Source organism: Acidobacteriota bacterium (assembly GCA_026393755.1).
Taxonomy (GTDB): Bacteria; Acidobacteriota; Vicinamibacteria; order Vicinamibacterales; family JAKQTR01; genus JBAXOX01.
In genome coordinates, this window is the sequence record JAPKZO010000030.1 from 17,970 (window position 1) to 42,534 (window position 24,565).

Annotated in this window: 18 protein-coding genes; 4 read left to right on the forward strand and 14 right to left on the reverse strand. The window is 65.7% G+C overall.

From position 1 onward, the window contains the following. Positions 1-263: 263 nt before the first annotated feature. From NTV05_13140 to NTV05_13155, 4 genes are all read right to left on the reverse strand, one after another. On the reverse strand, positions 264-1,748 hold the full coding sequence (locus NTV05_13140; GenBank protein ID MCX6545339.1) for a sigma-54 dependent transcriptional regulator: 1,485 nt from the start codon (positions 1,746-1,748) through the stop codon (positions 264-266). 3 nt (positions 1,749-1,751) lie between these two features. Further along, on the reverse strand, positions 1,752-4,733 hold the full coding sequence (locus tag NTV05_13145; protein MCX6545340.1) for an ATP-binding protein: 2,982 nt from the start codon (positions 4,731-4,733) through the stop codon (positions 1,752-1,754). 288 nt (positions 4,734-5,021) lie between these two features. Next, complete coding sequence (locus NTV05_13150) at positions 5,022-6,926, reverse strand: TonB-dependent receptor (GenBank protein MCX6545341.1); 1,905 nt, start codon at positions 6,924-6,926, stop codon at positions 5,022-5,024. Between the two features lie 69 nt (positions 6,927-6,995). Then, on the reverse strand, positions 6,996-8,093 hold the full coding sequence (locus tag NTV05_13155; GenBank protein MCX6545342.1) for a hypothetical protein: 1,098 nt from the start codon (positions 8,091-8,093) through the stop codon (positions 6,996-6,998). Between the two features lie 195 nt (positions 8,094-8,288). On the opposite strand from NTV05_13155, the gene eno reads away from it, so the two are divergent. From eno to NTV05_13175, 4 genes are all read left to right on the forward strand, one after another. Continuing rightward, entirely contained in the window at positions 8,289-9,632 is a 1,344-nt protein-coding gene (eno, locus tag NTV05_13160) for a phosphopyruvate hydratase (GenBank protein ID MCX6545343.1), read from the forward strand. 180 nt (positions 9,633-9,812) lie between these two features. Then, entirely contained in the window at positions 9,813-11,537 is a 1,725-nt protein-coding gene (locus NTV05_13165; protein MCX6545344.1) for a methylmalonyl-CoA mutase family protein, read from the forward strand. Between the two features lies 1 nt (position 11,538). Next, positions 11,539-12,519, forward strand: a complete 981-nt coding sequence (locus NTV05_13170; protein MCX6545345.1) for an ABC transporter ATP-binding protein — start codon at positions 11,539-11,541, stop codon at positions 12,517-12,519. Further along, on the forward strand, positions 12,516-13,397 hold the full coding sequence (locus NTV05_13175) for an ATP-binding cassette domain-containing protein (GenBank protein ID MCX6545346.1): 882 nt from the start codon (positions 12,516-12,518) through the stop codon (positions 13,395-13,397). The genes NTV05_13170 and NTV05_13175 overlap by 4 nt, the downstream gene beginning before the upstream one ends. Positions 13,398-13,743: 346 nt before the next feature. On the opposite strand, the gene NTV05_13180 is transcribed toward NTV05_13175, so the two are convergent. The 10 genes from NTV05_13180 to NTV05_13225 all read right to left on the reverse strand — a co-directional run bounded on the left by NTV05_13180 (position 13,744) and on the right by NTV05_13225 (position 24,414). Beyond that, entirely contained in the window at positions 13,744-14,424 is a 681-nt protein-coding gene (locus tag NTV05_13180) for an ABC transporter ATP-binding protein (GenBank protein MCX6545347.1), read from the reverse strand. A gap of 129 nt (positions 14,425-14,553) precedes the next feature. Next, positions 14,554-15,312 carry a prepilin-type N-terminal cleavage/methylation domain-containing protein gene (locus NTV05_13185; GenBank protein ID MCX6545348.1) on the reverse strand — a complete coding sequence of 253 codons (759 nt, stop codon included), beginning with the start codon at positions 15,310-15,312 and terminating at the stop codon, positions 14,554-14,556. Beyond that, entirely contained in the window at positions 15,309-16,529 is a 1,221-nt protein-coding gene (locus NTV05_13190; protein MCX6545349.1) for a type II secretion system F family protein, read from the reverse strand. Before NTV05_13190 ends, NTV05_13185 begins: the two co-directional genes overlap by 4 nt. 11 nt (positions 16,530-16,540) lie before the next feature. Beyond that, positions 16,541-18,190 (reverse strand): GspE/PulE family protein, encoded by a 1,650-nt coding sequence (locus tag NTV05_13195; GenBank protein ID MCX6545350.1) that lies wholly within the window; start codon positions 18,188-18,190, stop codon positions 16,541-16,543. Between the two features lie 17 nt (positions 18,191-18,207). Further along, positions 18,208-19,614, reverse strand: a complete 1,407-nt coding sequence (locus NTV05_13200) for a sigma-54 dependent transcriptional regulator (GenBank protein ID MCX6545351.1) — start codon at positions 19,612-19,614, stop codon at positions 18,208-18,210. A 96-nt stretch (positions 19,615-19,710) separates the two neighbouring features. Then, positions 19,711-20,223, reverse strand: a complete 513-nt coding sequence (locus NTV05_13205; protein ID MCX6545352.1) for a hypothetical protein — start codon at positions 20,221-20,223, stop codon at positions 19,711-19,713. Beyond that, positions 20,220-20,981, reverse strand: coding sequence for a hypothetical protein (locus NTV05_13210; protein ID MCX6545353.1), 762 nt, complete (start codon positions 20,979-20,981; stop codon positions 20,220-20,222). The genes NTV05_13205 and NTV05_13210 overlap by 4 nt, the downstream gene beginning before the upstream one ends. Further along, the gene (locus tag NTV05_13215) at positions 20,978-22,528 is read right to left on the reverse strand and encodes a hypothetical protein (protein ID MCX6545354.1); all 1,551 of its coding nucleotides are present in this window, start codon (positions 22,526-22,528) and stop codon (positions 20,978-20,980) included. The genes NTV05_13210 and NTV05_13215 overlap by 4 nt, the downstream gene beginning before the upstream one ends. Before the next feature lie 251 nt (positions 22,529-22,779). Further along, entirely contained in the window at positions 22,780-23,424 is a 645-nt protein-coding gene (locus NTV05_13220; protein ID MCX6545355.1) for a prepilin-type N-terminal cleavage/methylation domain-containing protein, read from the reverse strand. A gap of 252 nt (positions 23,425-23,676) precedes the next feature. Then, positions 23,677-24,414, reverse strand: coding sequence for a hypothetical protein (locus NTV05_13225; GenBank protein ID MCX6545356.1), 738 nt, complete (start codon positions 24,412-24,414; stop codon positions 23,677-23,679). Positions 24,415-24,565: the final 151 nt, after the last annotated feature.

Sequence of the window (24,565 nt, forward strand, 5' to 3'; positions counted from 1 at the left end):
ACTACGCCGACCGTGACGAGTTCGTGGAATGCCTCAGGCTGCTGGTGGCCGACTCCGGTCTGCACGACGCGATGGGCCGGAACGGGCACGCCTACGTCAGGGATCACTACCGCTGGGATCTCGTGATGACGAAAATCGAACGGATGGTGGGAACGGTGCGGGGAGACAGTAGACGGTAGGCGGTAGACGGACCGGAGATGCTCATAGGGCACGGCATGCCGTGCCCCTACCTGGGCGCGATCAATCGCGCCTGTAGATGGCTGTCAGGACGAGACGGGTTCTGGCGTGGTGGGCTCGGTGTCTCCGCCGTCGCCATCTCCAGCAGATCCGCTTGCGCCGTTGCGCTTCCGACGCGGACGGATCTCGTAGCGCTTGATCATCTCGTTCAGGGTCGTCGGCTTGATGCGCAGCAGTTCCGCCGCGCGCTTCTGCACGCCGCCTGTCGTGTCGAGCGTGGTCTCGATCAGCCGCCGCTCGAAGTCCGACACCACATCCTTCAGCGACAGTCCTTCCGGCGGCACGACGACCATCGGGATCTGGAACGTCGGTTTCCGCCTGACCTGCTCGGGTATCAGGTCGACACCAATCCGCGAGCCCGGCGACAGTACGACCGCGCGCTCGACGACGTTCTCGAGTTCGCGCACATTGCCTGGCCAGTCGTAGTCGACCAGCAGATCCAGAGCATCCGGCGTGAGCTCCAGATCACCCTTGTCGTTCTCCTCGCCGTACTTGTGAAGGAAATGGTGGACGAGCGGCGGGATGTCTTCCTTTCGTTCCCTGAGCGCCGGCAGCGGGATCGTGATGACGTGCAGCCGGTAGTACAGATCCTCGCGGAATCGGCCGTCGGCCATCATCTGTCGGAGGTCCACGTTGGTGGCGGCGATGATCCGGACGTCGACCTTGATGGTCTCCACCCCGCCGAGGCGCATGAACTCGCGCTCCTGGATGACGCGCAGGAGCTTCGGCTGGGTCTCGAGCGGGATGTTTCCGATCTCGTCGAAGAAGATGCTGCCGCGGTCGGCGACCTCAAAGAGTCCCTTCTTGGGGTACACCGCGCCGGTGAATGCGCCTTTGACGTGGCCAAACAGATTCGACTCGAGCAGATCCGGAGGGAGATTCCCCGAATTCACCGTGACAAACGCCCGGTCGGCTCGAGCCGAGTGCGTGTGAATGGCCCGCGCCACCAGTTCCTTGCCCGTGCCGCTTTCACCCGCAATCAGAATCGTCGACCGGCTGGGCGCGGCCTGGATGATCAGGTCGAAGACCTCGCGCATCCTGGCGCTGCGGCCGATGATGTTGTCGAACTTGTGGTAGCGCTCCTGCAGGTTCTGGCGCAGCGCGCGATTCTCGGTCACCAACTGACGCCGCTCGACGGCGTTGTGCAGCACGGCCAGGACTTCGTCGTTCTTGAACGGCTTGGTGACGTAGTCGAAGGCGCCGCGCTTCATCGCGGCGACGGCCGTGTCGACGGAGGCATACGCGGTGATCATGATGACCGCGATGTCCTCGTCGATTCTCCTGATCTCGTCGAGCACCGTCAGCCCATCCATCCCGGGCATCATGACGTCGACGACAGCCGCGTCGATCGGCACGGACCGCACCAGTTCAAGGCCCTCGGCCCCGCTCGACGCCAGGCGCACTTCGTACCCCTCGCGTCTCAGGAGCGCCTCGAGGATCTCCCGCATGATCTCCTCGTCGTCGATGACGAGAATGGTTCCCCGGCGGGTGGCGACAGGATCGACAGCCACGGCTTAGGCGCCGCCTGCCGCAGAGCGCGAGGCGCCCTGTGCGAGGGGCAGGGTGACGGTGAACCTGGTGCCCTCGCCGACGCGGCTGTTGCACGTGACCGTACCGGCGTGTTCGTGCACGATGCCGTAGGTGATCGACAGGCCGAGCCCTGTTCCCTCCCCAACCGACTTCGTGGTGAAGAACGGATCGTAGATGCGCGCGAGGTGTTCTGCCTGAATCCCGGCGCCGGTGTCGCCAACGTCGATGACGGCCTCGTCACCGCGCGTGCGTGTCGTGATCGACAGCCATCCGCCTCGCGGCATCGCGTCGCGGGCGTTGATGAACAGATTCAGGAACACCTGTTGCAGCTTGTGCTCCATGCCCAGGACGACGGGCGGCACGGGCGACAGATCCCGGCGGATCTGGACATTGACCGCCTTCAACTGATGTTCGAGCAGCGCCAGCACGTCGTTGATGACGCCATTGATGTCGGTGGGGGCGTGCTCGCCTGGGGCCTGTCCCCCGCGCGCCAATGTCAGCAGCCCATTGACGATCTTGGCGGCGCGGAACGTCTGCCGCTCGATCTTCTCGAGCAGTTTCGTGTCGGGGTCGTCCGGGCTCGCGCGCTCCAGCAGCATCTGTGTATAGCTCGAGATGCCGGTCAACGGCGTGTTGACTTCGTGCGCCACGCCCGCGGCCAGCAGGCCGATCGACGCCATCTTGTCGGAGATCTGCAGCTGTTCTTCGAGCCGCGCCCGCGCGGTCACATCCTCGAACACGAGGATCGACCCCTTGGCCTCCGCACCGGCGCCGTCGCCCTGCAACGGGACCACGGCGATATTCACGAGCAGGCCCTCGTCGGCACGCCCCCGAAGCGACCCGAGCGGCATCCGGTACACCGCCGGCCCGGACGACGAACTGTCCGGCCGCGCGGCGCGGAGCGCGTCGATGAATGCCGGCGAGAACAGGTCCTCAAGACGTTGCCCGATGGCCTCGTCGCGCCGCACTTTGTACAACTGCTCGAGTGACCGGTTCCACCTCACCACCCGGTCGTTCGCATCAACCACAGCAAGGCCGTTGTCGAGTGATTCGAGGATGTTCTCGTTGAACTGCCGCATCCGTTCGACTTCGGACGCCTGCTGCTTGAGTTGCTGGTACAGACGACCGTTCTCGAGCGATGTCGCAACCTGCGCCGCCACAGCGACCAGCAGCGCCATGTCCTCGCTGCTCAGCGGCTCGGCGCGTTCCTTGCGTCCCAGTACCAGCAGCGCTATCGTGGCCTGCTTGGACACGCAGGGAATGAAGTAGTGCACGCCCTGATCGAGCCAGCGCTCGATCTCGTCCATCGAGAACCGCCGCGGCGACAGCGGGTCGTCGAGCGCAATGACATGTCCTGCGGCCAGGCGGGCGCCGATCCCGGATCGCACGCCCAGTTCGGGCGGCTGCCCGACAAATCCCTGCGAGCGCAGCGTCCGGAAGCAGCCGTCGGCCTCGTCGAACAGCATCAGCGCCATCCGGTCGATCACGAGTGTTTCGGTCACGCGCGCCACAAGCCGGTCGCTGAGGCGATCCACATCCAGATCGGTGGAAAGGTCGCGCGCAAATCCGACCAGCGCCCGGCGGTAGTCGTAGCGGTCGCGATAGAAAGCCTTGTCGAGCACCGTCTGGAAGCCATCCCTGACCGGCCGCGCCAGCAGCACCATCACCAGCGTGGCGAGGGCCGCGATAATCGTGTTGGTCTGCGACCCGTTCTCCAGGAACAGCCAGCCGGCCACGCGCAGCAGCAGCGCGTAGATCGCGATGCTCACCGCGACGGCCGCTACGTACACCAGACTGCGTTTGACGATGACCTCGACGTCCATCAGCCGGTAGCGCACAATCGCCGAGGCGAACGCCAGTGGAATCAGCCCAAGCGGAATGGCCAGCAATTCCATCCGCACCGACGGCACGACGCCGAGCGCAAACGGCAACGCATAGCCAACGGCGAACGGTCCGCCGCCAAGCACCGTGCCCCAGACAATCCACCGAAGCTGCCGGCGCGCCGTCACGGATCGCACATGGGTCAACGCGCGGGCCAACACGACGAAGGCGCACGCAAGGAAGAGGCAGAAATATAGAGGATCAATCCGATCGAGCGCGGCAATCACCCGCCACAGATCCGGCTGCCCATCGAGCCTGGCAATCGCGACGACCCGAGCCGTGCCCATCAGGAGCGCGGGCAGGTAAATGAGCGGCAGCAGCCGGGCTCCGAGCGCCGTGCGAGCCCAACTGGTGCTGCGATCGGGAAACACCAGGCTGAAATGGAGCAGCATCGGCCCGAGAGCCAGGAGCGATATCTCATCAGCCCAGTAGAACACCCAGTCAAGATGATTGAACCGCCCGGCTGGCGAGAACGCGAACACACCGAAGAACACGATCGACAGCCAGAAGAAATGGAGCGACGATTGATTGCCTGGCCGCCGCAGCCTGACGGCCGCGCCGACCATCAGCGTAAAGACGCCCACCGCAGCCAGCACGTAGTACAAGACGCTGTTGCCCTGCGGAATCGGGGCCAGGTGCACCTGGATCATCTCGCGCGCGCCTATTCGCAGCAGCGTGTAGGTGACAAGTGATCCCGGCTTCGCGCGGTGGGCAAACTCGACCACGTCGGACGGACTGTCAACCGGCTGGCCGTCGATCGCCACCAGCACGTCGCCCGTACGAAGCCCGGCGCGTGAGGCGGCCGACTCGCCGGCCAGGTCGATCGCCGTCACACCCTGGGACCGCGGCGCCCAGAGCACGCCGTCTTCGACCTCGTGCCATGTCGCCCGGGCGAAGATGTTCGCGACACCCAACGCGAGCAGAACGACAACCAGTGCAACGGCAACAGTCCAGCCCAGCGCGCTGGGCGTCGTTTGCCCAACCGCGGACTTCCGGGACTCATCTGCCCGCACCTGGCTGTCGTACATCACGTCGGGTAACCCTGAACGCATCCGAATCAGGTGAGCGCCCCCGCGCGCAATCACCGTCGCGAGGTCTCAAGACCCAATCCCGAGAGAAACGCCCGCTCGGCTCGATGTCCCGAGTGAGCAAGTCTGCCGCGGAATCGATATGTCGAATGACTTAGCAATCAACATACCAAGAACCGGTGCCACGACAAATGAATAAATCTTTTTGTTACAACAACTTAAATAGACTTCTTCGGCATTGGCTCCGCGCAAATCCATCTGTGCGGATGAATGTTCCAATAAAATGGATTTCTCTCGGCGGATTCCGCGCGACCGCCCGCCTCCTGACGGTCGCAGAGCCCAACACTAGAACCGGACCCGGACGCCACCGACGACGCGCTTGGGAGGCCGCACGACCAGCAGTTCGTCGTACAGGGACCGCTCGATGCTCGACTCGCGGAACAGGTTGCACACGGCGACCAGAAGTTCCCAGTCGGCTGACGTGAAACGAAGAAACGGCAGCGCCTGATTCACCTGAACATCGAACCTGGTGTCGAGGCCCACGGTCCCGCCGGAGGTCGTCTGGTGCGTGAACCCGGTGTTCACCTTGTAGAGGACGTAGACGCGGGTTGCTGTCGGCCGGATGTCGGTTTCAAGTGAAGTCGTCAAATCGTGCAGCCGCTGCCGATCACCGCTCCGCCTTCCGACCCAGAATGACGTAACGGACGGATCGGGCAGGCGGTCCCAACTGGCGGTCGACTGGGTATAGTCCACCGCGCCTCGCACGCCGCCGGCGAGGGCCCGGCTCACGCTGACGCTCCAGCCTCGAGCATTCAGGTCACCGAGCGTGGCGACGTAGTAGTGGCCAAGGCTGGGCACAACTCGGCCTGGAGTCGCGACCGCAAACACGGCCCCGCCCTGATCGGCGACGTGCTGATAGAACGTCCGGAACCCCAAGACGAAGGCCGCGACGTCCCGCTCGATCGCGATCTCGAAGTGATCGGTCCGCTGCGGACGGAAACCCTCGGCCTCAACCCAGGGCGAGAACGTCCGCTGCGCGGGCAGCATCAGACTGGTACCGCTGGCGGCGCCGGGAAGGAACTCCTCGGCCCCCGGGGCGACCACATAGCGGGCGGCGACGGCCCGGACACGGACTCGTTCGACGGGGCGCAGCGTCATCGAGACGCGCGGGCTGAAGAAGCCGTTTCCGCTGAGATAGTCCTGCCACGAATAGGTCACGCCGTAGCCGACCGTGACGTTGGGCGACAGCGTCCACTCGTCGGATCCATGGGCCGTGCCGACCGACCGCGAACCGGCACTCATGTCGGGAACGCCCAACACGCTCGACCGATCGTAGCGCTGCGCGCTGTACGTGATGCCCGCCACGAACCGATGCTCGGCCGAGCGCCTCGCCGTCAGACTCCCGGCGACGAACCACGATCCTGGGCCACCTTGCGACAAGGCGCCGCGCACGGCCCAGTCACCCAGGCCTCCTGCCGGCGCACCAAGGTCAATGTAGGCCACGCCAGCCGACGCCACCGCATTGGGTGACCAGGCGTCCGACGAACCGTTGAACGACCCGATGGTGATCAGATTGACCTGCCCGGTCAGCGGAATCGCATCGAACAGGCCAGAGGCGAACCTGGCCGACGAATCAAATGCGCGGCCCAGGAATGATCGGCCCGCTTCTGCGCCCGCGTCCCCCGCGGCCACTCCCCTGGCGTCTTCAATGTCCTTCAACACGCTGCGCGGAAGATGGCGAAGGCGCCAATCGGCTTCAGTGTGGTCGTGATCGGCGGTGGAGGCAACGCTCGTGGCTCCCACCGGCAGACCGTCCATCGGCAGCAGGCCGGCCGCCAGTACCTGGGCTGTCTGCGCCGGGGAACCGTTGTCGGTGAGTGATCGCAGCGCGACCGACACCAGTGCGGGGACGCTCGGCCTGACCTCGACCATCTGCCGGGGAGCCGGAATAAAGCCGTCCAGATGGATGCGCACGGTGTAGGCGCCTGTCGGAAGCGCGTCAAGGCGGAAGCGGCCATCCTTGGCAGTGAGCGCAAAGGCGACGGTTGACCCGAGCGCCGACACCATGGCACCGGCCAGCGGCCGACCCTTGGTGTCGACCACCAGTCCCTGGATGTCGCCCTGTGCGGTCGCACGCGCCACGATGGCTTGTGGCGAGCGGATCGACACGGACTGTGCGGAGGCCGGCCCGGTGGCCGCGACGAGACCCGCGGCGGCCGCCACGACTACGAACGTGGATACGCGTGTCATAGGCCTACCCGTCAAGTGCCCACTGCCGCTTGCGACCCGGGGCGGGCTCTGGCCCCGGCGTCGGGCCGCTCAGACGGCCACCGAGAACATGATGTTCCGCACGATGACCTTGCCCGAAAGCTTATCGGTGATCTTGATCTCCAAACGATACTCACCTTCCGGGAAGCTCGCAAGCGCCACGGAAAAGCCCCCGGGGATAGGATGGCCCACCGCCGTGTCAAATTGCGGCGGCAGTGTCGTCGCGTTGAACGCCTGCGGGCTTGTCTTGTTGAAGAACTTCTCCGGTTTGTCGCTGAATCGTTGATAGAACAGGTACTCGACGGCGACGTCCGGCTTGCGATTGCCATCCGAACCGGTGTTGTAGATCTGGAACACTACTGACAGGCTGCCGGTCTTCGAGAATTTGGTACTGGTTGCGGGCGCCGCGATGGTATTGCCAAACGTATACGGCTGTTCGACGATCTGCTCCGCCGTCGGCGGCGTGTCGAGCGGCTTCACCTCATCGGCGATGATGATGCTGCTCGTCGCGAGATCGTTGCCCCAGAGATCCGGTACGGTGATGGGCTGTTTGAGGAACCCGACTTTCTGGGCCGGGGTCTTGCCTTTCGCGCCGGCCGGCGTCCGCTCCTTCACGACGAGGTAGAGGTCGTAGTCGCCAGCGGGAACCGAAAACGCGCGTGCCAGGCGGTAGGGACGGCCCGGCGCCGGGGCCTTCAAGTCGACAAAGTGAACACCCTGAAAGGCATATTCCGGCGCTGGAGCGGCGGCCGGATCCTTGGTCGGGTTCGCGTCCTTCTTCAAGTTCTTGGCGTCGGTTGCAGCGGCGGCCGGGGCCGCGGCGGGTGTCCTGGCGACAACCCGCAGATAAAGCGTCACCGACCTGGACGGCAGCTGCGCCGGATCGAGCGACAGCACGAACGGCACGAAGGTCAGGCCGTTCTGGGCCTTGAGAAAATCGGTGTGAATGGACAGGCCGATGTCGCCCGGCACCGGCTGCCCGGCGGCCATGGCATCAGCCATCTTGTATGCGGCCTGCAATTCCTGCTGCTGAGCTTTGTCGAGCTTCGAGTCCTTCTTCTGCTGAGCGAGGACGGGCGACAACGACGCGGCGGTACTCGCAAGACACGTTAACAGCACGGGTGTCAGCACCCATCGACGGATCAACATATCGGCTCTGCTCCTCGTCGCGACATTCCGCCGGTGGCCATGGAGGCGTAATCAGGAGTTTCAGGCGGAACTTCGCTATTCGATCATAGGCTCCAACCCTCAGTGCTGTCAAAGGTTTGCGGCAAGATCCATGTGGTAACATCTCGGGCGGGACCAGCCTTCCGGTCCATCCACATCCGGAGGTAGACGACTATCATGATCATCGCTGCCATTCACGGCCGAGAGATTCTGGATTCGCGCGGAAATCCTACGGTGGAAGCTGACGTCACGCTCCAGGATGGCGCGTTCGGACGGGCGGCGGTGCCCTCCGGCGCGTCGACCGGCAAGCGCGAGGCCCTGGAGTTGCGGGACGGCGACAAGCGGCGCTACCTCGGCAGAGGGGTGCTGCAGGCCGTCCGGCACGTGAACGGGGAAATGGCGGGAGCGGCAATCGGGAAGGACCTGGATCAGCGCGGACTCGACCAGCTGTTGATCGCGCTTGATGGGACCCCGACCAAGAGCCGGATGGGCGCCAACGCCCTGCTGGGCGTCTCGATGGCGTTTGCGAAGGCCTGCGCCTCGAGCCGGCGAGTTCCGCTCTATCGGCACTTCCGGGAGTTGGCCGGCCTGCCGGACGCCGACCCGTGGCTGATGCCGGTGCCGATGATGAACATTCTGAACGGCGGGGCTCACGCCGATTCGAACGTGGACTTTCAGGAATTCATGGTCCTGCCGCTCGGCCTGCCAAGCTTCCGCGAGGCGCTGCGCGCCGGGGCCGAGGTCTTTCATGCGCTTCGCGGGATACTGAGGGGTCGAACGCTCTCGACCGGCGTCGGCGACGAGGGCGGCTTCGCACCCAGTCTCGCCACCAATGTGCAGGCGGTGGAACTGGTGCTCGACGCGATCACGAAGGCGGGCTACGAGCCGGGGCGCGACATCTGCATCGGTATTGACGTCGCGGCAAGCGAACTCTGGGACGATCAAGCCCCGCGCTCGACACCATGGGATCCGCCGACCACGCGTGAGGGCGCCTACCTGTTCAGGAAGTCTGGCGATGCGCCGCGGTCGTCCTCGCAGATGATCGACCTCTACAGTGACTGGGTCGGAAAGTACCCCATCGTGTCGATCGAGGACGGTCTTGCCGAGGGCGACTGGAACGGGTGGCATGCGATGACCGGCCGGCTCGGCGGGCGCGTGCAGATCGTGGGCGATGACGTGTTCGTGACCAACCCGGAGATTCTGGAACAGGGGATCGCGCTCCGCATCGCCAATTCGATTCTGATCAAGCTCAATCAGATCGGCACGGTCTCCGAAACGCTCGATGCGATCGCCATGGCCCACGGGGCCGGCTTCACGACGGTGATTTCGCATAGGTCTGGTGAGACCGAGGATTCGACGATTGCGGATCTGGCCGTGGCCACCGGCGCGGGCCAGATCAAGACGGGATCGGCGAGCCGCACGGATCGCATCGTGAAGTACAACCAGTTGCTGCGGATCGAGGAAGAGTTGGGATCGCGCGCGCGGTACGCCGGCCGTGGGGCCATTGCTCAGTTGACGTAGGGGCGAAATCGGGGCCGGACCTGTTCTTTCGCTGCCGTTCGCGCCCACAGCAGGTCCGCCCTCCCTTTTGCCCAGCGAGTGAAGGAGGAAGGCCGTGGACGAAGCGCTTGCCAACCGGCTCGTGCGGGAACTGGCCAACGCGATTGCCGCCGCCGCCGCGGGAGACCGCCGTGTGGAAGCCTGTCATGCGAAAGCCCGCGAATCCGGCCTCGAGTTGAAGGTCGCGCTCTCCGCCGAGGTGCGTTCGGTGGATCCGGAGTGCCCGTCTGCCACGCCCGTTCTGGTTGTCGAACCGCACCCGATCGTGTCGCCGCCGCGTCCGGACCTGACCGCCGCCGACCGGCGGTTCCTCAAAGCGCTCCGCATCAGTTCAGGCGGCGCCGCGTCTGGACGCAGGCAGGAGAACGCGTGATCGGTTATCCCGGCGAGTTTCCCTTCGTGCGCGGCATTCAGCCGACGATGTACCGCGGCCGACTGTGGACGATGAGGCAGTACGCGGGGTTCGGCACGGCGCGGCAGTCGAACGAGCGCTACCGCTACCTGCTCGCCCAGGGCGTGACGGGGTTGAGCGTGGCTTTCGATCTCCCCACGCAGATCGGGTACGACTCGGACAGCCCGCTGGCCCTTGGCGAAGTCGGCAAGGTCGGCGTGGCCATCGACTCGATCGAGGACATGGCCGACCTGTTCGACGGCATCCCGCTGGGGACCGTGTCGACGTCGATGACGATCAACGCGACCGCCAGCACGCTGCTCGCACTCTACATCGCGGTCGCCAGGCGGCAGGGTGTGCCGGCGAGCGCGCTCGCGGGCACGGTGCAGAACGACATTCTCAAGGAGTACGTGGCGCGGGGCACGTACATCTTCCCGCCTCGCCCATCCCTGCGCCTGGTGACCGACGTGTTCGCGTTCTGCGAGCGCGAGATGCCCAACTGGAACACGATTTCGATCAGCGGATACCACATCAGGGAGGCCGGTTCGACAGCGGTCCAGGAAGTGGCGTTCACACTCGCGAACGCGATCGCGTACGTGCAGGCCGCGGTCGGGGCCGGACTCGACGTCAACAGCGTCGGCCAGCGCGTGTCGTTCTTCTTCAACGCCCACAACAATTTCCTGGAAGAAATCGCGAAGTTCCGCGCGGCGCGGCGGCTGTGGGCGTCCATCATGCGCGACCGCTTCGGCGCGACGCACCCTCGCGCCCAGGCCCTGCGCTTCCACACGCAGACGGCCGGCAGCACGCTCACCGCCCAGCAACCGGACAACAACATCGTGCGCGTGGCCATCCAGGCCCTGGCGGCGGTGATGGGCGGCACGCAATCGCTCCACTGCAACGGCCGGGACGAGGCGCTCGCGCTGCCGACCGAAGAATCGGCCGCCACCGCCCTCCGCACGCAGCAGGTCATTGCCTGCGAGACCGGCGTCGCCAACACGGTGGACCCGGTCGGAGGCTCGTTCGTCGTGGAAGCCCTGACCGATCAGATCGAACGCGACGCGCGGGAGATCATCGAGACGATCGACCGGCTCGGCGGGATGCTGGCCGCCATCGATGCCGGGTTCGTCCAGCGCGCCATCCAGGATGCGGCGTATCAGGCTCAACAGGCCATCGACAGCGGTGAGGCGGTCGTGGTGGGCGTCAACCGGTTCATGACGACGGATGCGTTGACCATCGAGACGATGCAAATCGATCCGACCGTCGAGCGCGGGCAGGTCGATCGGTTGCGTCAACTGCGGTCAAGCCGCAGTGCGCGCGATTGGCAAGCGGCGCGTGACGCGGTGTCGCGCGCGGCGGCGTCGGGCGACAATCTGATGCCGCCCCTGGTCGCAGCGGTTGAAGCGAAGGTAACCGTCGGTGAGATCGCCGACACGTTGCGGCAGCAGTTTGGCGAGTATCAGGAAGGTCTGGTCTAAGGTGCACCCGCTGCTCGACGTGCGCGGCCTGACGACACAGTTCGTCGTCACCCGTGGCGGCGCTACGCGGACGGTACGTGCCGTCGATGGCGTCAGTCTCCAGGTGCCGCGGGGAAAGACGCTCGGGCTGGTCGGCGAATCCGGATGCGGCAAGTCGGTCACCGCTCTCTCGATCATCCGCCTCGTCCAGCCGCCGGGCCGAATCACGGGCGGGGCCATCATCTTCGAGGGGCGGGATCTGACGGTGCTGAACGAACCAGAGATGCAGCGCGTGCGCGGCGCCCGGATCGGCTTTGTCTTTCAGGAACCGATGACGGCGCTCAATCCCGTCTTCACGATTGGCGATCAGATCGCCGAATCGCTCGTGGTGCACGGTCTGGCCACCAGGGCCGCCGCCCGCGTTCGCGCGGTGGAACTGCTTGAGGCCGTTCGCATCCCCGAGCCGGCCAAACGTGCTCGCGACTATCCCCATCAGTTGTCGGGCGGGATGCGCCAGCGAGCCCTGATTGCCGCCGCGATCGGTTGTCGCCCTTCCCTGCTCATCGCCGACGAGCCGACGACGGCGCTCGATGTGACCATCCAGGCCGAGATACTCGACCTGCTGCGCGACATGCGGGAACGGTTCGGCCTGGCGTTGCTCCTTATCACTCACGATCTGGGCGTAGTGGCGCACCTGGCCGATCGCGTGGCTGTCATGTACGCCGGCCGGATCGTGGAGGAAGGGCCAACGGCAGTGGTGCTCGCGCGGCCGGCCCATCCGTACACGCGCGGCCTGCTGGCGTCGCTGCCAGGGTCGGCCCCTGGCACCCGGCTCAAGGCGATTCCCGGCGTCGTGCCCGATCTGGCCGCGCTGCCAGCCGGATGCGCATTCTCTCCGCGATGCGGGGATCGCGAGGCCCGGTGCGACCAGCGTCCGCCCGAGCAGACGTGGCTCTCGCCTGATCATCACACCCGCTGCTACCTCCATGTGAAGGCTGGATGATGGCACTGGTTGACGTCGGCGGACTCGTGAAGCAGTTCTCGCGGCGGCCGACGCCGTTCAGCCGGTCGTCTGTCGTGCGCGCGGTGGACGGCGTGAGTTTTGTCGTTGAGGAGGGCGAGACGTTCGGACTGGTCGGCGAATCAGGTAGCGGCAAGACCACGACGGGCCGATGCATGCTCCGCCTGATCGAGCCGACCTCGGGCCAGTTTCTGTTCGGGAACAGGAACGTCTTCGCGCTGAAGCCGGCACAGATGCGCGCGCTCCGTCGCGAGATGCAGATGGTCTTTCAAGACCCGTACGCCTCGCTCAATCCCCGGATGCGAGCCGGCGCGATCGTCGAAGAAGGCCTCGTCATCCACAAGATCGGAACCAGACAGGAGCGGCGGGATCGGGTACGCGAGCTGTTCGCGCTGGTCGGGCTCGACCAGACGCAACTCGAACGGTACCCTCACGAATTCAGCGGGGGGCAGCGACAACGCATCGGCCTGGCGCGCGCACTGGCGCTCCGGCCGGCGCTGCTCGTCGCCGACGAACCCATTTCAGCGCTCGACGTCTCGATCCAGGCGCAGATCATCAACCTGTTCATGGAGCTTCAGCAGGCCCTCGCGCTGACGTTGATCTTCATCGCCCACGATCTCCGGCTGGTGCGCCACCTGTGCACACGGGTCGCGGTGATGTATCGCGGCCGCATCGTGGAAATGGGATCGACCGACGATGTGTTCCGGGAGCCCGCACATCCGTACACGCGGGCGCTGCTCTCGGCGGTGCCCGATCCGGACCCTGGAGCACAGCGACAGCGGGTTGTGTTCGATTCTGTAGCGACCAATCTCGATGCGCCGCTCCGTGACGTCGGGGCGGGCCACCAGGCGGCCATCTGAGTTCGTGCCCTTCCCTCGCGGCCAGCCACCAGCGCGAAGACGGCTTCCGTCGCGTCCCCGCTCACACTCGCCGGCAAAAAGCGCCTTGCCGGGACGTCTCGCCGGTCTGACGTGTGCGCTTTTCGCGCAGCCAGTCCTGGCCCTTTCGGCGCATTTTGCAAACTGACGCTGTCGGTCCTTCGACTCGCTCCCTTCGCTGGGCTCAGGACCGTCCCGAGCGTCGTCGAGGGACGGCTCGGTTCGAGGGGCCGCATCGGAAGCCGTCTTCACGCTGGCAGGGCCCCGCACGGCCGCCGTCGGCAGGTGTGTTCTCCTACTGGCTACCGTCTACTGACTACCGTATTCTCTATGCCGCCCGGCTGGCGTCGGTTTCGACCCTGCCATCGCGGATGTGCACGACGCGCCGCGCGTGCGCGGCGATGTCGGCTTCGTGCGTCACGAGAATGATGGTGTTGCCCGCAGCCGACAATTTGTCGAAGAGCGCCATGATTTCGGCGCCGGTCTTCGAATCCAGGTTGCCCGTCGGCTCGTCGGCCAGCAGGATTGAGGGGTTGTTCACGAGCGCCCGGGCGATAGCGACGCGCTGGCGCTGCCCGCCCGACAACTGGTTCGGCCGGTGCGTCATCCGGTCCGACAACTCCACCCTGTCCATCGCCGCCTTGGCACGAACCAGGCGATCCCGGGACGGCACACCGGCGTAGACGAGCGGCAACTCGACGTTGTGGAGGGCCGTAGCTCGCGGAAGGAGGTTGAACGTCTGGAAGACGAAACCAATCTCCTCATTGCGAATCCTGGCCAGCTCATCGTCATTCATCTGGCTGACCTGCTTGTTGTTCAGCAGGTAGCTGCCCTTGCTCGGGGTGTCGAGACAGCCGATCAGATTCATCAGCGTCGACTTGCCCGAACCGGACGGTCCCATGATCGCGACGTACTCTCCGCGCTCGATGGAGATATCCACGCCGCGCAAGGCGTGGATTTCCTCGGTGCCCATCACGTACGTCTTCCAGAGATCCTGTGTTTCGATCAGTGCCATACGATCTGACTCGGGCCTCGGGCGCCGATCATCGGCCGCCCCGGCGCGCGATTCCTCTCTAGGGGAGATACGGCATCGCCGGCAGAACGGTTCCCGGCGTTTCAGGGCAGTGTAGCACGCGCGCTACGGGCGGAAGAACAACTCGACGAGCTTTGTGCTGTTGGCGGGAACCTCAATCGTGTCCTGGGCAACGACCTGGTTGCTGCTGGTGCGCACGACCGCGATTGCGTGCAGACCCGGGTGGACGTTGTCGAAGACAAAAGGCGCCACGGTGGCCGACAGGAACGCTTCCTGTCCATTGTTCGAATAGTAGAGCCGCACCTGGTAGCCAGTCGGATCCACGGCCGAACCCTCGCCCCCGATGTCTTCCCGCTTGACGGTGACCATGACGCGGCCGCTGATCCGCGGCGGTTCGGGAGGATAGACGATATCGTCTTCGGTGTCGTACACGCCATCAGGTCCCGCGCTGCGGACCTGGCCGTACGGGGTAATCTGGTACGGGCGGCCCCAACCGTCCGCCAGGAATCGTTCCTTGCTCTCCCCGACGGCCAGATAAGGTCCCTTCCAGCCCACGCCCACGCCGCGGAATGTTCTCGCTCCATCGTACCGGGGAGCGCCGGCCGGCAGCGTGATCAGTTCGTCGGGCCTGGCAGGAAGGCGCCCCATGTCACCCAGGAACCCGTAACTGCCCTTGACGTCGCTCGTCCCGGCCATTGCCTCGTACACGAGCTTCGCGTTCGATCTGGACGCGGTCACCCTGGCGTCGACCAGTTGCTGGAGCATCATCGGGGTGATCGCGGCCGCGAGGATGGCAAGGACGGCCACGATGATGACGACCTCGATCAGGGTGAAGCCGGCGGTGCGACGCGGGAAGGGCTTCATGGGCGGATGGCTCTGGCGAGGTTGAACATCGGCAGGTAGAACGCCACGGCGATGAGCACGAAGATGCTGGCCAGCCCCACCAGCGCGATCGGGCCGAACAGCGTCAAGGCGCGCTTGACCGATCGATCGACCTCACGATCGTAGTACCGGCGCACCTGTTCGAGCGACGTCGACACCTCCCCGGTCTTCTCGCCGAGCGACAGCATCTGGATGACGACGGGTGGAAACTCGCCGACAGCGGTGAGCGCCCCCGACAGCGGCTCGCCGGCGATGACGCGATTGGCGGCCAGCCGGAACCGGGATGACAAGTACGCGTTGCCGATCACGCGTTCGATCAGCGCGAGAGTGGGCACGACTTCGAGGCCCGCTTCGTGCAGGGTGCCGAAATAGTGCGCGAATCGCGACAGCGCAATCTTGCGCACGGCATCCCCCAGCACGGGGACATGGAGCGTCCTCCTCGCCATCACGATGGCGCCGTCTGGCGTCTGGACCCTGAAGCGGTACCACACGTATGCCAGGCTGATGAGGGCGAGGATGACATACCAGTTCGACGCGATGCTGGTGGCGCCAATCTGCACAATCCGCGTGGCCAGCGGCAGTTCGAGCTTCGCGTTGATGTTCTGATAGAGCCGGGTGAACTGGGGAATGGTGAATCCGACGAGCACGACCAGCAGGATGCTCAGCAGACCGACGACGATCAACGGGTACGTCGTCGCCTCGCGAATGCGGGCCGCGAGGTCGTCCTGCCATTCCTGTTGCGCCGCCAGGTCGTCGAGGGCGCGGCCGACTCTTCCCGTCGCCTCGCCGGCGCGGACGATGTTCACGTACAGCTCGTCAAAGGCCACCGGGTGCCGCTCGAGCGCGGACGACAGCGGCAATCCGTTCTCGATGTCCCGCCGGACGTCGGCCGTGATGCGCTTGAGCACGAGCGTCGACGCCTGCCGTTCGATGTCCGCCAGGCCGTCAACCAGAAGGACGCCGTTCGAGACGATGGTGGACAGCTGGGTGGTGAAGAAGATGATGTCGCGCCTGCTGATGCGTTCGAACACCCGGACGCTGGCGAGGTCGATCGTGTCGGATTCGGCCGGGTTGGCCGTGACGAGGAACCGGTCCTGGGCCCGCAGCATCTTCGCCAGCGCGTCTTCGCTGGACGCCGATGCGGTGCCCTCGACCCGTTCGCCATCAGGCCCGACTGCGACGTAGGCAAAATCCGGCATCGTGCTCCCCGCTACTCGGCTCTCACCCGCAGCACGTCTTCAAGGGTCGTGTACCCGAGCACGGCCTTCGACAGCGCATCGTCCTGCAGCGATTTGAACCCGGCGCGCGTGGCGGCTTCCTTGATCAGGCGGGAATCGGCGCGCTGCCGGATCAGCTCGTGGATCGCCGGATCGATCATCAGGATCTCCGAGACCCCCGTGCGTCCGCGGTAGCCCGAATGATCGCAAAGGTCGCAGCCGGTGCCACGGTAGAAGGTCACGCCGTCTGACGGGCTGATGTTGACCTTGGCCAGTTCGTCGGCTGTGTAGGATGCGGGCGCCTTGCAGTTCGGGCAGATGAGGCGGACGAGCCGCTGGGCGACGACCCCGGCCATCGCGGAGGCGAGCAGATACGGTTCGACGCCCATGTCCATCAGACGCGGCACGGCGCCGGCCGCATCCTGCGTGTGCAGGGTGCTGAAGACCAGCACGCCGGAGAGCGCCGCGCGCACGGCCAGCTGGGCCGTTTCGGGGTCGCGGATCTCGCCGATCATGATGACGTCGGGGTCCTGCCGCAGAAGCGATCGGATGGCGGTGGCGAACGTCAACCCGGCGCGCGGACGGACCTGCGTCTGGCGGATCGACGGGAACTCGTATTCGACCGGATCCTCGACGGTCATGATGTTCTTCTCGCGACCGCCGAGCACGTTGAGCGCGGAGTAGAGCGTGGTCGTCTTCCCGGCGCCCGTCGGGCCGGTCACGAGCACGATACCGCGCGACCGGCTGAGCAGGTCCTTCATCAGGATGAGATTGCGCCGGTTGAGCCCGAGTTCCCCGAGGCCCCGGACCAGCTTGTCCTTCTCGAGAATGCGGATGGCCACTTTCTCGCCGAACACCGTCGGAAACGACGACACACGGAAGTCCACCGCACGCCCCGCCACCGTCCGCGTGATTCGGCCTTCCTGCGGCAGGCGTTGTTCCGAGATGTCGAGGCCGGCCAGGATCTTGAGACGACTGACGATGGGCGACTGCAGCGCCTTTGGCAGCATGTCGACGTGGGCCAGCACGCCGTCCACGCGGTGGCGAACATGAATGTTCTGCTCTTCCGGTTCGAGGTGCAGATCCGAGGCCCCGGCACCGACGGCGTGTTCGATGATGGTGTCGATCAGCTTGACGATCGGCGAATCCTCGGTGGCCACCTCGCGCCAGGGATTGTTGATCAGGACGAGGGCTTCGCTGACCAGCTCCTTCAGTCGGCTGCCTGTGGAGGGTCCGTACACGGCGTCGAGGAGGCGGATGATGGCGCTGCGCGGGGCGCACACCACGTCGACAGGCAGGTCGGTTGTTCGCTGCAACTGGTCGATGGCCATCACGTCGAACGGGTCCGCCTGGGCGACGCGCAACTGGATCGACGTCCGTGACAGGGGAAGCACCATCGACCGGCGGGCCAGGCTCTCGGGCACGAGCCTGACGGCGTCAGGTTCGGGCGTCGCGCCGTCAAGCGACTGGTAGGGCACGCAGGCTTCCTGGGCCAACGCGGTGGCGAGCGTCTCGTCGCTGACGAAGCTCAGCGACACGAGCACCTCGGCAAGGAGCGCGCCGGTGCGGCGCTGTTCAGTGAGGGCCTGATCCAGCTGATCCTGGGTGATCGCACGAGTGGCGACGAGCAACTGGCCGATCATGGTCAGACGTGACGGCCTCAGGCCTGTGTCCGCTCCTTGATCTTGTCGATCTCGATCTTGTGCTTCTTCACGAGGTGCCACATGCTGCGCTCGGTGATCCCCAGCAGCCGCGCGGCCTGGGCCTGGACGCCGCCCGTTCGCGACAACGCCTCGATGACAAACGCGCGCTCGAGTTGCGCGATCCGTTCGTCGAGCGACACGGTGCCTGACGTCTCCCACTGCTGGGACGCCGTGCCCGCCACCAGGCCGACGCCGGCCGGGCGAATCGGCTGAGGCAGACTGCTGAGCGTAATGACCTCACCGTCGGTCACCACCGCCGCGCGCTCGATGGCGTTCTTCAACTCGCGGATGTTGCCCGGCCAGTCGTAGGTCATCAACGCGGCCATCGCGTCCGACGAGGTGCGCCTGATGATCCGGCCGAGCCGCTTGTTGGCTTCGGCCAGAAAGAATTCGACCAGCGCGGGAATCTCCTCGCGGCGCTCGCGCAGCGGCGGCACGTTGATCGTGATGACGTTCAGCCGGAAGTAGAGGTCGTCGCGGAACGTGCCCTCGCGGACGTTGCGCAACAGGTCCATGTTGGTCGAGGCAATGATGCGGACATCCACATTGATCGTCGAGGTGCCGCCGACCCGTTCCACCTGGCGGCTCTGGAGGACGCGGAGGATCTTGGCCTGCGTCGCCAGGGTCATGTCGCCGATCTCGTCGAGCAGCAGCGTGCCGCCGTCGGCCAGCTCGAACTTGCCGGGCTTGCGGGCCTGCGCGCCGGTGAACGCACCGCGCTCGTACCCGAACAACTCTGATTCGAGGAGCGTCTCGGGGATGGCCGCGCAGTTGAGACGCACGAACGGCCGGTGCTTCCGCGTCGAGCGTTCATGGATCGACTCGGCCACCAGTTCCTTGCCGACTCCGCTCTCGCCGAGGATCAGCACCGTCGAGTCGGTCGGGGCAGCCCGGTCGATCAGGTGCATCACTTCGTTCATCGCCCGCGAGACCGACGCCGCCCAGCCGTGTCCGGGCACGGTCGCGAGTTCCTCGCGCAACCGCTCGATTTCGAAGTGCAGCTTCCGCTTCTCGATGGCGCGGCGGATGACGATTTCCATCTCCTCGAGACGGAATGGCTTCGTGAAGTAGTCGTACGCCCCGCGGCGGATCGCGTCGATGGCGCTGTCGCGCGTGCCGTGGGCGGTCATGATGATGACCGGCACCCGGGGATCGATCTTCAGAATCTCCTCGACCGCCTCGAGCCCGCTCATGCCGGGCAGACGAATGTCCAGCAGGATCAGGTCGGCCGAATCGGTCTTCAGTGCTTGAAGCCCCTCTTCGGCTGTCTTCGCCGGCGTCACGGCGTAACCCTGGCGGCGCAATGCCTCGCCGAGAAAGAACTGCATCTGTTCGTCGTCGTCGATCACCAGGACATGGAACATATTGGCACCGTCAAGTGTATCAGGCCGTCTCCAGTCGACGGCGACCGCGTCAGCCTGTCTGCGTCAACCGCCGGGATCCCGACTGCCGCTCATCCCTCATCGGCGGATGCCGGCTGGCGCCTGGCTTCTGATCGCGACGCGCCGGCGTTCTCCCGTCGCGGTCGTGAAGATCACCGCGTCGCGATCAATCTGAACGACCGTGAAATCGCCCACCGTGTCGCCGGCGCCGACGATGCGATTCTCGATGAGGGCCAGGCGTCGACCGGACGAAAACAGGATGGAGCGCACGCGGGGGTCGGACCCGACCCGCGGGGCCGCGGCTTTCACGTCGCGGTCTTCGTTGCCGAACAGGAACGGGTCCCTGGCGCTCGCCGACTCGACGGCACCCTCAACCGAGGGCGGCGCCGGGATGCCGACCGGATCAATGCCGCGGTCACCCGAATATACCGGACCCGCCTGTTCCGGTCCAAGCAACGGCCGCTCGTCGAGCGCTCTCGCCGCCGGCACGGGCGTCCGGGCTGGTCCTTTCGTGTAGGACCAGGCACTCCACAGGACGGCGGCCCCGACCGCCACGACCGCGAGATGGAGATGCTGCTTCTTGATCTTCACGGCGCATCACCTCCGGGCGCGCGAGGCTGAATGATTCGCGGCACCACGGGACTGCCCGCCGGCGAAGCGGGCTCGGACAACCGCGGCGCACCAGGGACCGGCTGGAACGAAGCGGCCGCACCCGCATCAGGCTGACGATCGCTTCGACGGAAGACGAAGACCGTCAACTCGGCGCGCATCAACGGCAGCCCGCGAGTCAGCTTCACTGAGCGAATTTCGATCGCGGTCGGAAGGTCGCGGATCTTCGAGAAGAATGTGGCGATCGTTGCGTACGACGCCTCAAAACTCATTCTAATGGCTGTGTGCGTCACGCTGTACGGGAAGAGGCTCCAACGCGGATCGATGGTCTCGGCCTCGCCAGTTGCTACCGGCCGCTCCTGGCCTGACGTGTCGGCTGCGGCCTGATCACCGGTACTGATCGCGAGATCGCCCAGCTTGCCATCGGCTGCGCTTTCCGTCACCGCCTTCGCGAGCCGTTCGACGATGGTGGCGACGCGGTCCTCCTTCGAGACACGCCGTTCGAACAGGTCGAGCGCCTGCGCCCGGTCGGGCCACGTCGTGCTCCGGCCTCGGACGATCGCGTCTTCGAGTACGCGAACCCTCGCCTCGAGTGTCTGCGCTTCTGCGCGGAGCCTGCGGTAGCCGTCGAGACGGGGCTGAAGCAACCAGTAGTAACCAGCCGCGACAACCATGACGCCCACCACCAAGGGCAGGACGCGCGGCACCAGCGCGTTGATTCGATCGGTTGCCGCGCTCACTTGCGCACCTCAAACGTGAGCGCAAAGCTCAGGATGGTCCCGACTGGCGAAGCGCCCGCGAGGCGGATCGTGATCTCGGGAGATCGTGTCGGCACGCCGAGGTACTTCGACCCACTCGCCGACGTCAGGAAGCGGGAGAACGACGCCTGGGCATTTGCCGCGGTCGAAGACCTGGTCTGGCCGTCCACCCAGAGCGGCCACGTGCCGGAAGGCGACGAAGTCAGCCGCAGCGAGTTCATCGCGAGGTCGCGCGGTGCGAGCCGAAAGGCATCGAGGACAAGCGCCAGCCTGGGACCTTGCGAGGCGAACGCATCAAGGGCGGCGGTTTGAACCGTCGTGGTGGCGGCGGCCTGACGTGCCTCCTGGTGGCGCTGGACTTCGGGGTCGAGCCTGGCAATCTGCCGGCGGAGGTTCTGCATGCGGGCGCGGGTGCTGTCCTGGAGGTATGACGCGCCGCTCCAGGCCAGGCCGACCACGACACAGGCCATCACCACTGCGACCGCGAGCCGGCGCCTGGTGTCGGGCGTCACCGAGACCGAGAGACCAGTCGCGCGCGGCTGCAAGTCGACAGGAAGCGCCGCCTCGGACGCGATCCCGAGCGCGGGGCGCCACGCGGCAACCGTCGCCCGGAACTCGGCGGCCGGTTCCGGCAAGCGGGAGACGTCGAGGCCGTCGAGGCCATCCAGGGTCTCGACCTCGACATTCAGCTCGCGCATCAGCGGTCCGGTGAGCGCGCGCAGGTCGGGGGTGTCGCCGCACACGAGCACATGGCTCACGTCAATCTGACGGGTCTGCTTGATGTAGACCATCGACCGCTTGAGTTCCGACGCCAGTTTGCCGGCCATCGCGCTCGTGTCGAAGGCCTGACCGGCGTGCGCGGATCGCAGCGTCTCGGACCCCCACGGCAGCTCGCGGGAGAACAGCACGACGCTTCCCCGAAGTACCGTCAGGGCGGTGACGCGCGCGTTAACAGCAAGGACGGCGGTCACCTGATCCGGCGACGTGGGCCAGCGCTGCCGAACCAGTGCCGCGTGGGCCAGCGCCGGAGTGACAACCGCCTCGATCTCGAACCCGGCGTCACGCAGCGGCTGGAGGCGGGCCGTCACCTCGTCGGGGCTGCCGGACACATAGCCGACTTCGCGCCGGCCGCCTTCGCGAATCTCGCCAACAACAAGGCCGTCCGACGTAAATGCGGGCGCGGCGGCGGGGGCTGGCTGGCTTCCGTGGTCGGCCCTTGCCTCGCGGCGAGCGAGCGCGAGGAGGTCGTCGATCGCGGCGGGAGGCAGCAAGAGCCCCCAGTGTGAACTGTTGAGTCCCCAGATCACCACGCGCGCCTTGCGCCCGACGGCCCGGCGGCCTCTCAGGACCTGCCGCAGATCGGCGGTCAGCCTGGCTGGACTGTTCGTCGCGCAGGGAATCTCGCGGAACGTCCGCACGCGCGCGTCGCCGACCCGACCGCGCGATCGGCCGAACAGTCCGGCGTTCTCGCGGATCTCGACAATTCGGCACACGTAGGGAAGCAGTTCGATGCCAACGCGGTTCGCCATATGTCTCTAGTGTTTTCGGCTCGACAACGCCGGAGACATAGACTTCCAGCGCGTAAACCTAGTGTCCCGACCCAGAAATTCGCCGACATATTCCGGGCGGGGCATCCCGCCTCACTGCGTTGCTCAACGCTCAAATACTCCCGGTATTCTCGCGTTTCGCGCCTTGCGATCCGGGCGCCGCGCTCCGGACTATTTGTCACCGAACTTCTGGGTCGGGACACTGGTGACGAACCGTGCAATGGTGTGAAGGGTTACTGCAGACGGGCGCCGAGATCGTCGCCGCCGAGGGTGGCAGTCAGGATGGATTGCGCAAACGCCGTTTCGATCACGCCGTTGGGGCCGGCGGACAGGACCCACACGGCAGCCTTCACTCCCCCGTTCCTGGTGGTCGCCGACGCCGACGTGTCGAGCAACTCGATGTTGACGACGTACCGGTTGCCCCACGGATCAGCGCCGAATTCCGACGACAGGTAGGCCCCATTCCATCCAGTCTGGGATCGCGCGGTCCTCAAGCTGTACCCGGGAACATTGTTCACCAGTTGTTCGGACAGCAGGCCGGCGATTCCGGTAGTCCACAGGCTCGGCTGGTCTTCCTGCGGAGTATTGCCGGGACTGACGAGAATCTGGAGGCGGTTCTGCGGAAGCCCGGGACCGCCGTTCTGGGCCACGGACCAGGACGGAAAGAACCCGTTGTCCCGGTAGAAGAGGATGATGGCGCTCGCAATGGTCGGGCAGTCGTTACGAGCGCGGGCCAGCCGCGCATCAGTGACGAATGTGCCGATCGCAGGAGTCAGCACCAGCGCGAGTGTCACGATGACGCCGAGAACCACCGTCAGCTCAGTCAGCGTGAAGCCTGACTGGCTGTGTGCGGCGGGTGTAGTGCGTCGGCCGGCCATCGACGACCCTCTCTGCTATCTGGCGTTCGACAACGAGGCTGCACACGACGCGTCGGGTGAACAGCCGCAGGAAATCCGAGGCGCGAGTCAGCCCCCGAACGTGTTTCCAGGCACGAATCAATACACACCGAGCGCGGGAACGGGGCGCGCGCCTCGACCCCGGCCCCCGCGACGTCGCATCAACCGGCCGCTGTCATCGATGATGGTAGCCCACAAAGGGTCCTCATCACCATCCCGCCAGCCATGGCCCAGCTACCGGCCGCTGCCCGAAATGACGAAGACGAAGTCGTCATTTGTCCGATGCATGCCCCGGTTGACGCCCTCGAAAAACGGGGTCTCAATCACCTGGTTCGGACCCGGACTCACGCAAGTGACGTCGCGATTCCACCACCGCCCCCTGTTGCCCTCACCGCCGCGTGCGGCTGCATCCGTCGTGGTGGTCATGAAACCCGTATTGACGAGGTACTTCGAGCCCCACGGATCCGGGCCAATCGGCGACGACAGATAAGCACCTCGCCAGCCGAGTCCGAACAACAGGCCGGCCGGATACGAGCCCGATGCCGTGAGGTGATCGTAGGGCGTGCGGTAGCCGGGGCCGTTGGCCACGAACTGGCTCTCCATCGTGTCGGCGTTGGTGTCACTGTTCCAGTTTGCCGACACCATCTCGCTGTTGGTCCACACGACATCCGGAGCGGCGGTCAGATCCACGACAACGGCAGAACCGAGGCTCTGCAGGACTTCGATCCGGTTCGCGTTGATGCATCCCACGGCGGCGACCTTCTTCAGGCAAGGCCCGACGTCCCAGGACAGCCGGGAAAGTGAGACGCCGATGGCTTCACAGTCTGCTTTGACCTTCACCCACTGCGCCTCGCGAACGAAGCCCGAGATCGACGGAGCCAGGACGCTGGTGAGCAGCATCAGCACGAGCAGGATGATCGTCGCTTCAACCAGCGACAGACCCTGCTCTCCTTTTCCGGGCTTCGTTCTCACGCTTGTGGCTCCCGCATCCACGTCGCTCCAGACCGGCCGCTCGTCGAACCCGCGAGACAGCCGTGCGCTCCTCAGTTCCGATGAGGAACGGCTCTCCTATAGCAACCCCCGTACCGGCCGCGCCAAAACGCGAAAATCTGGGAAAACGACA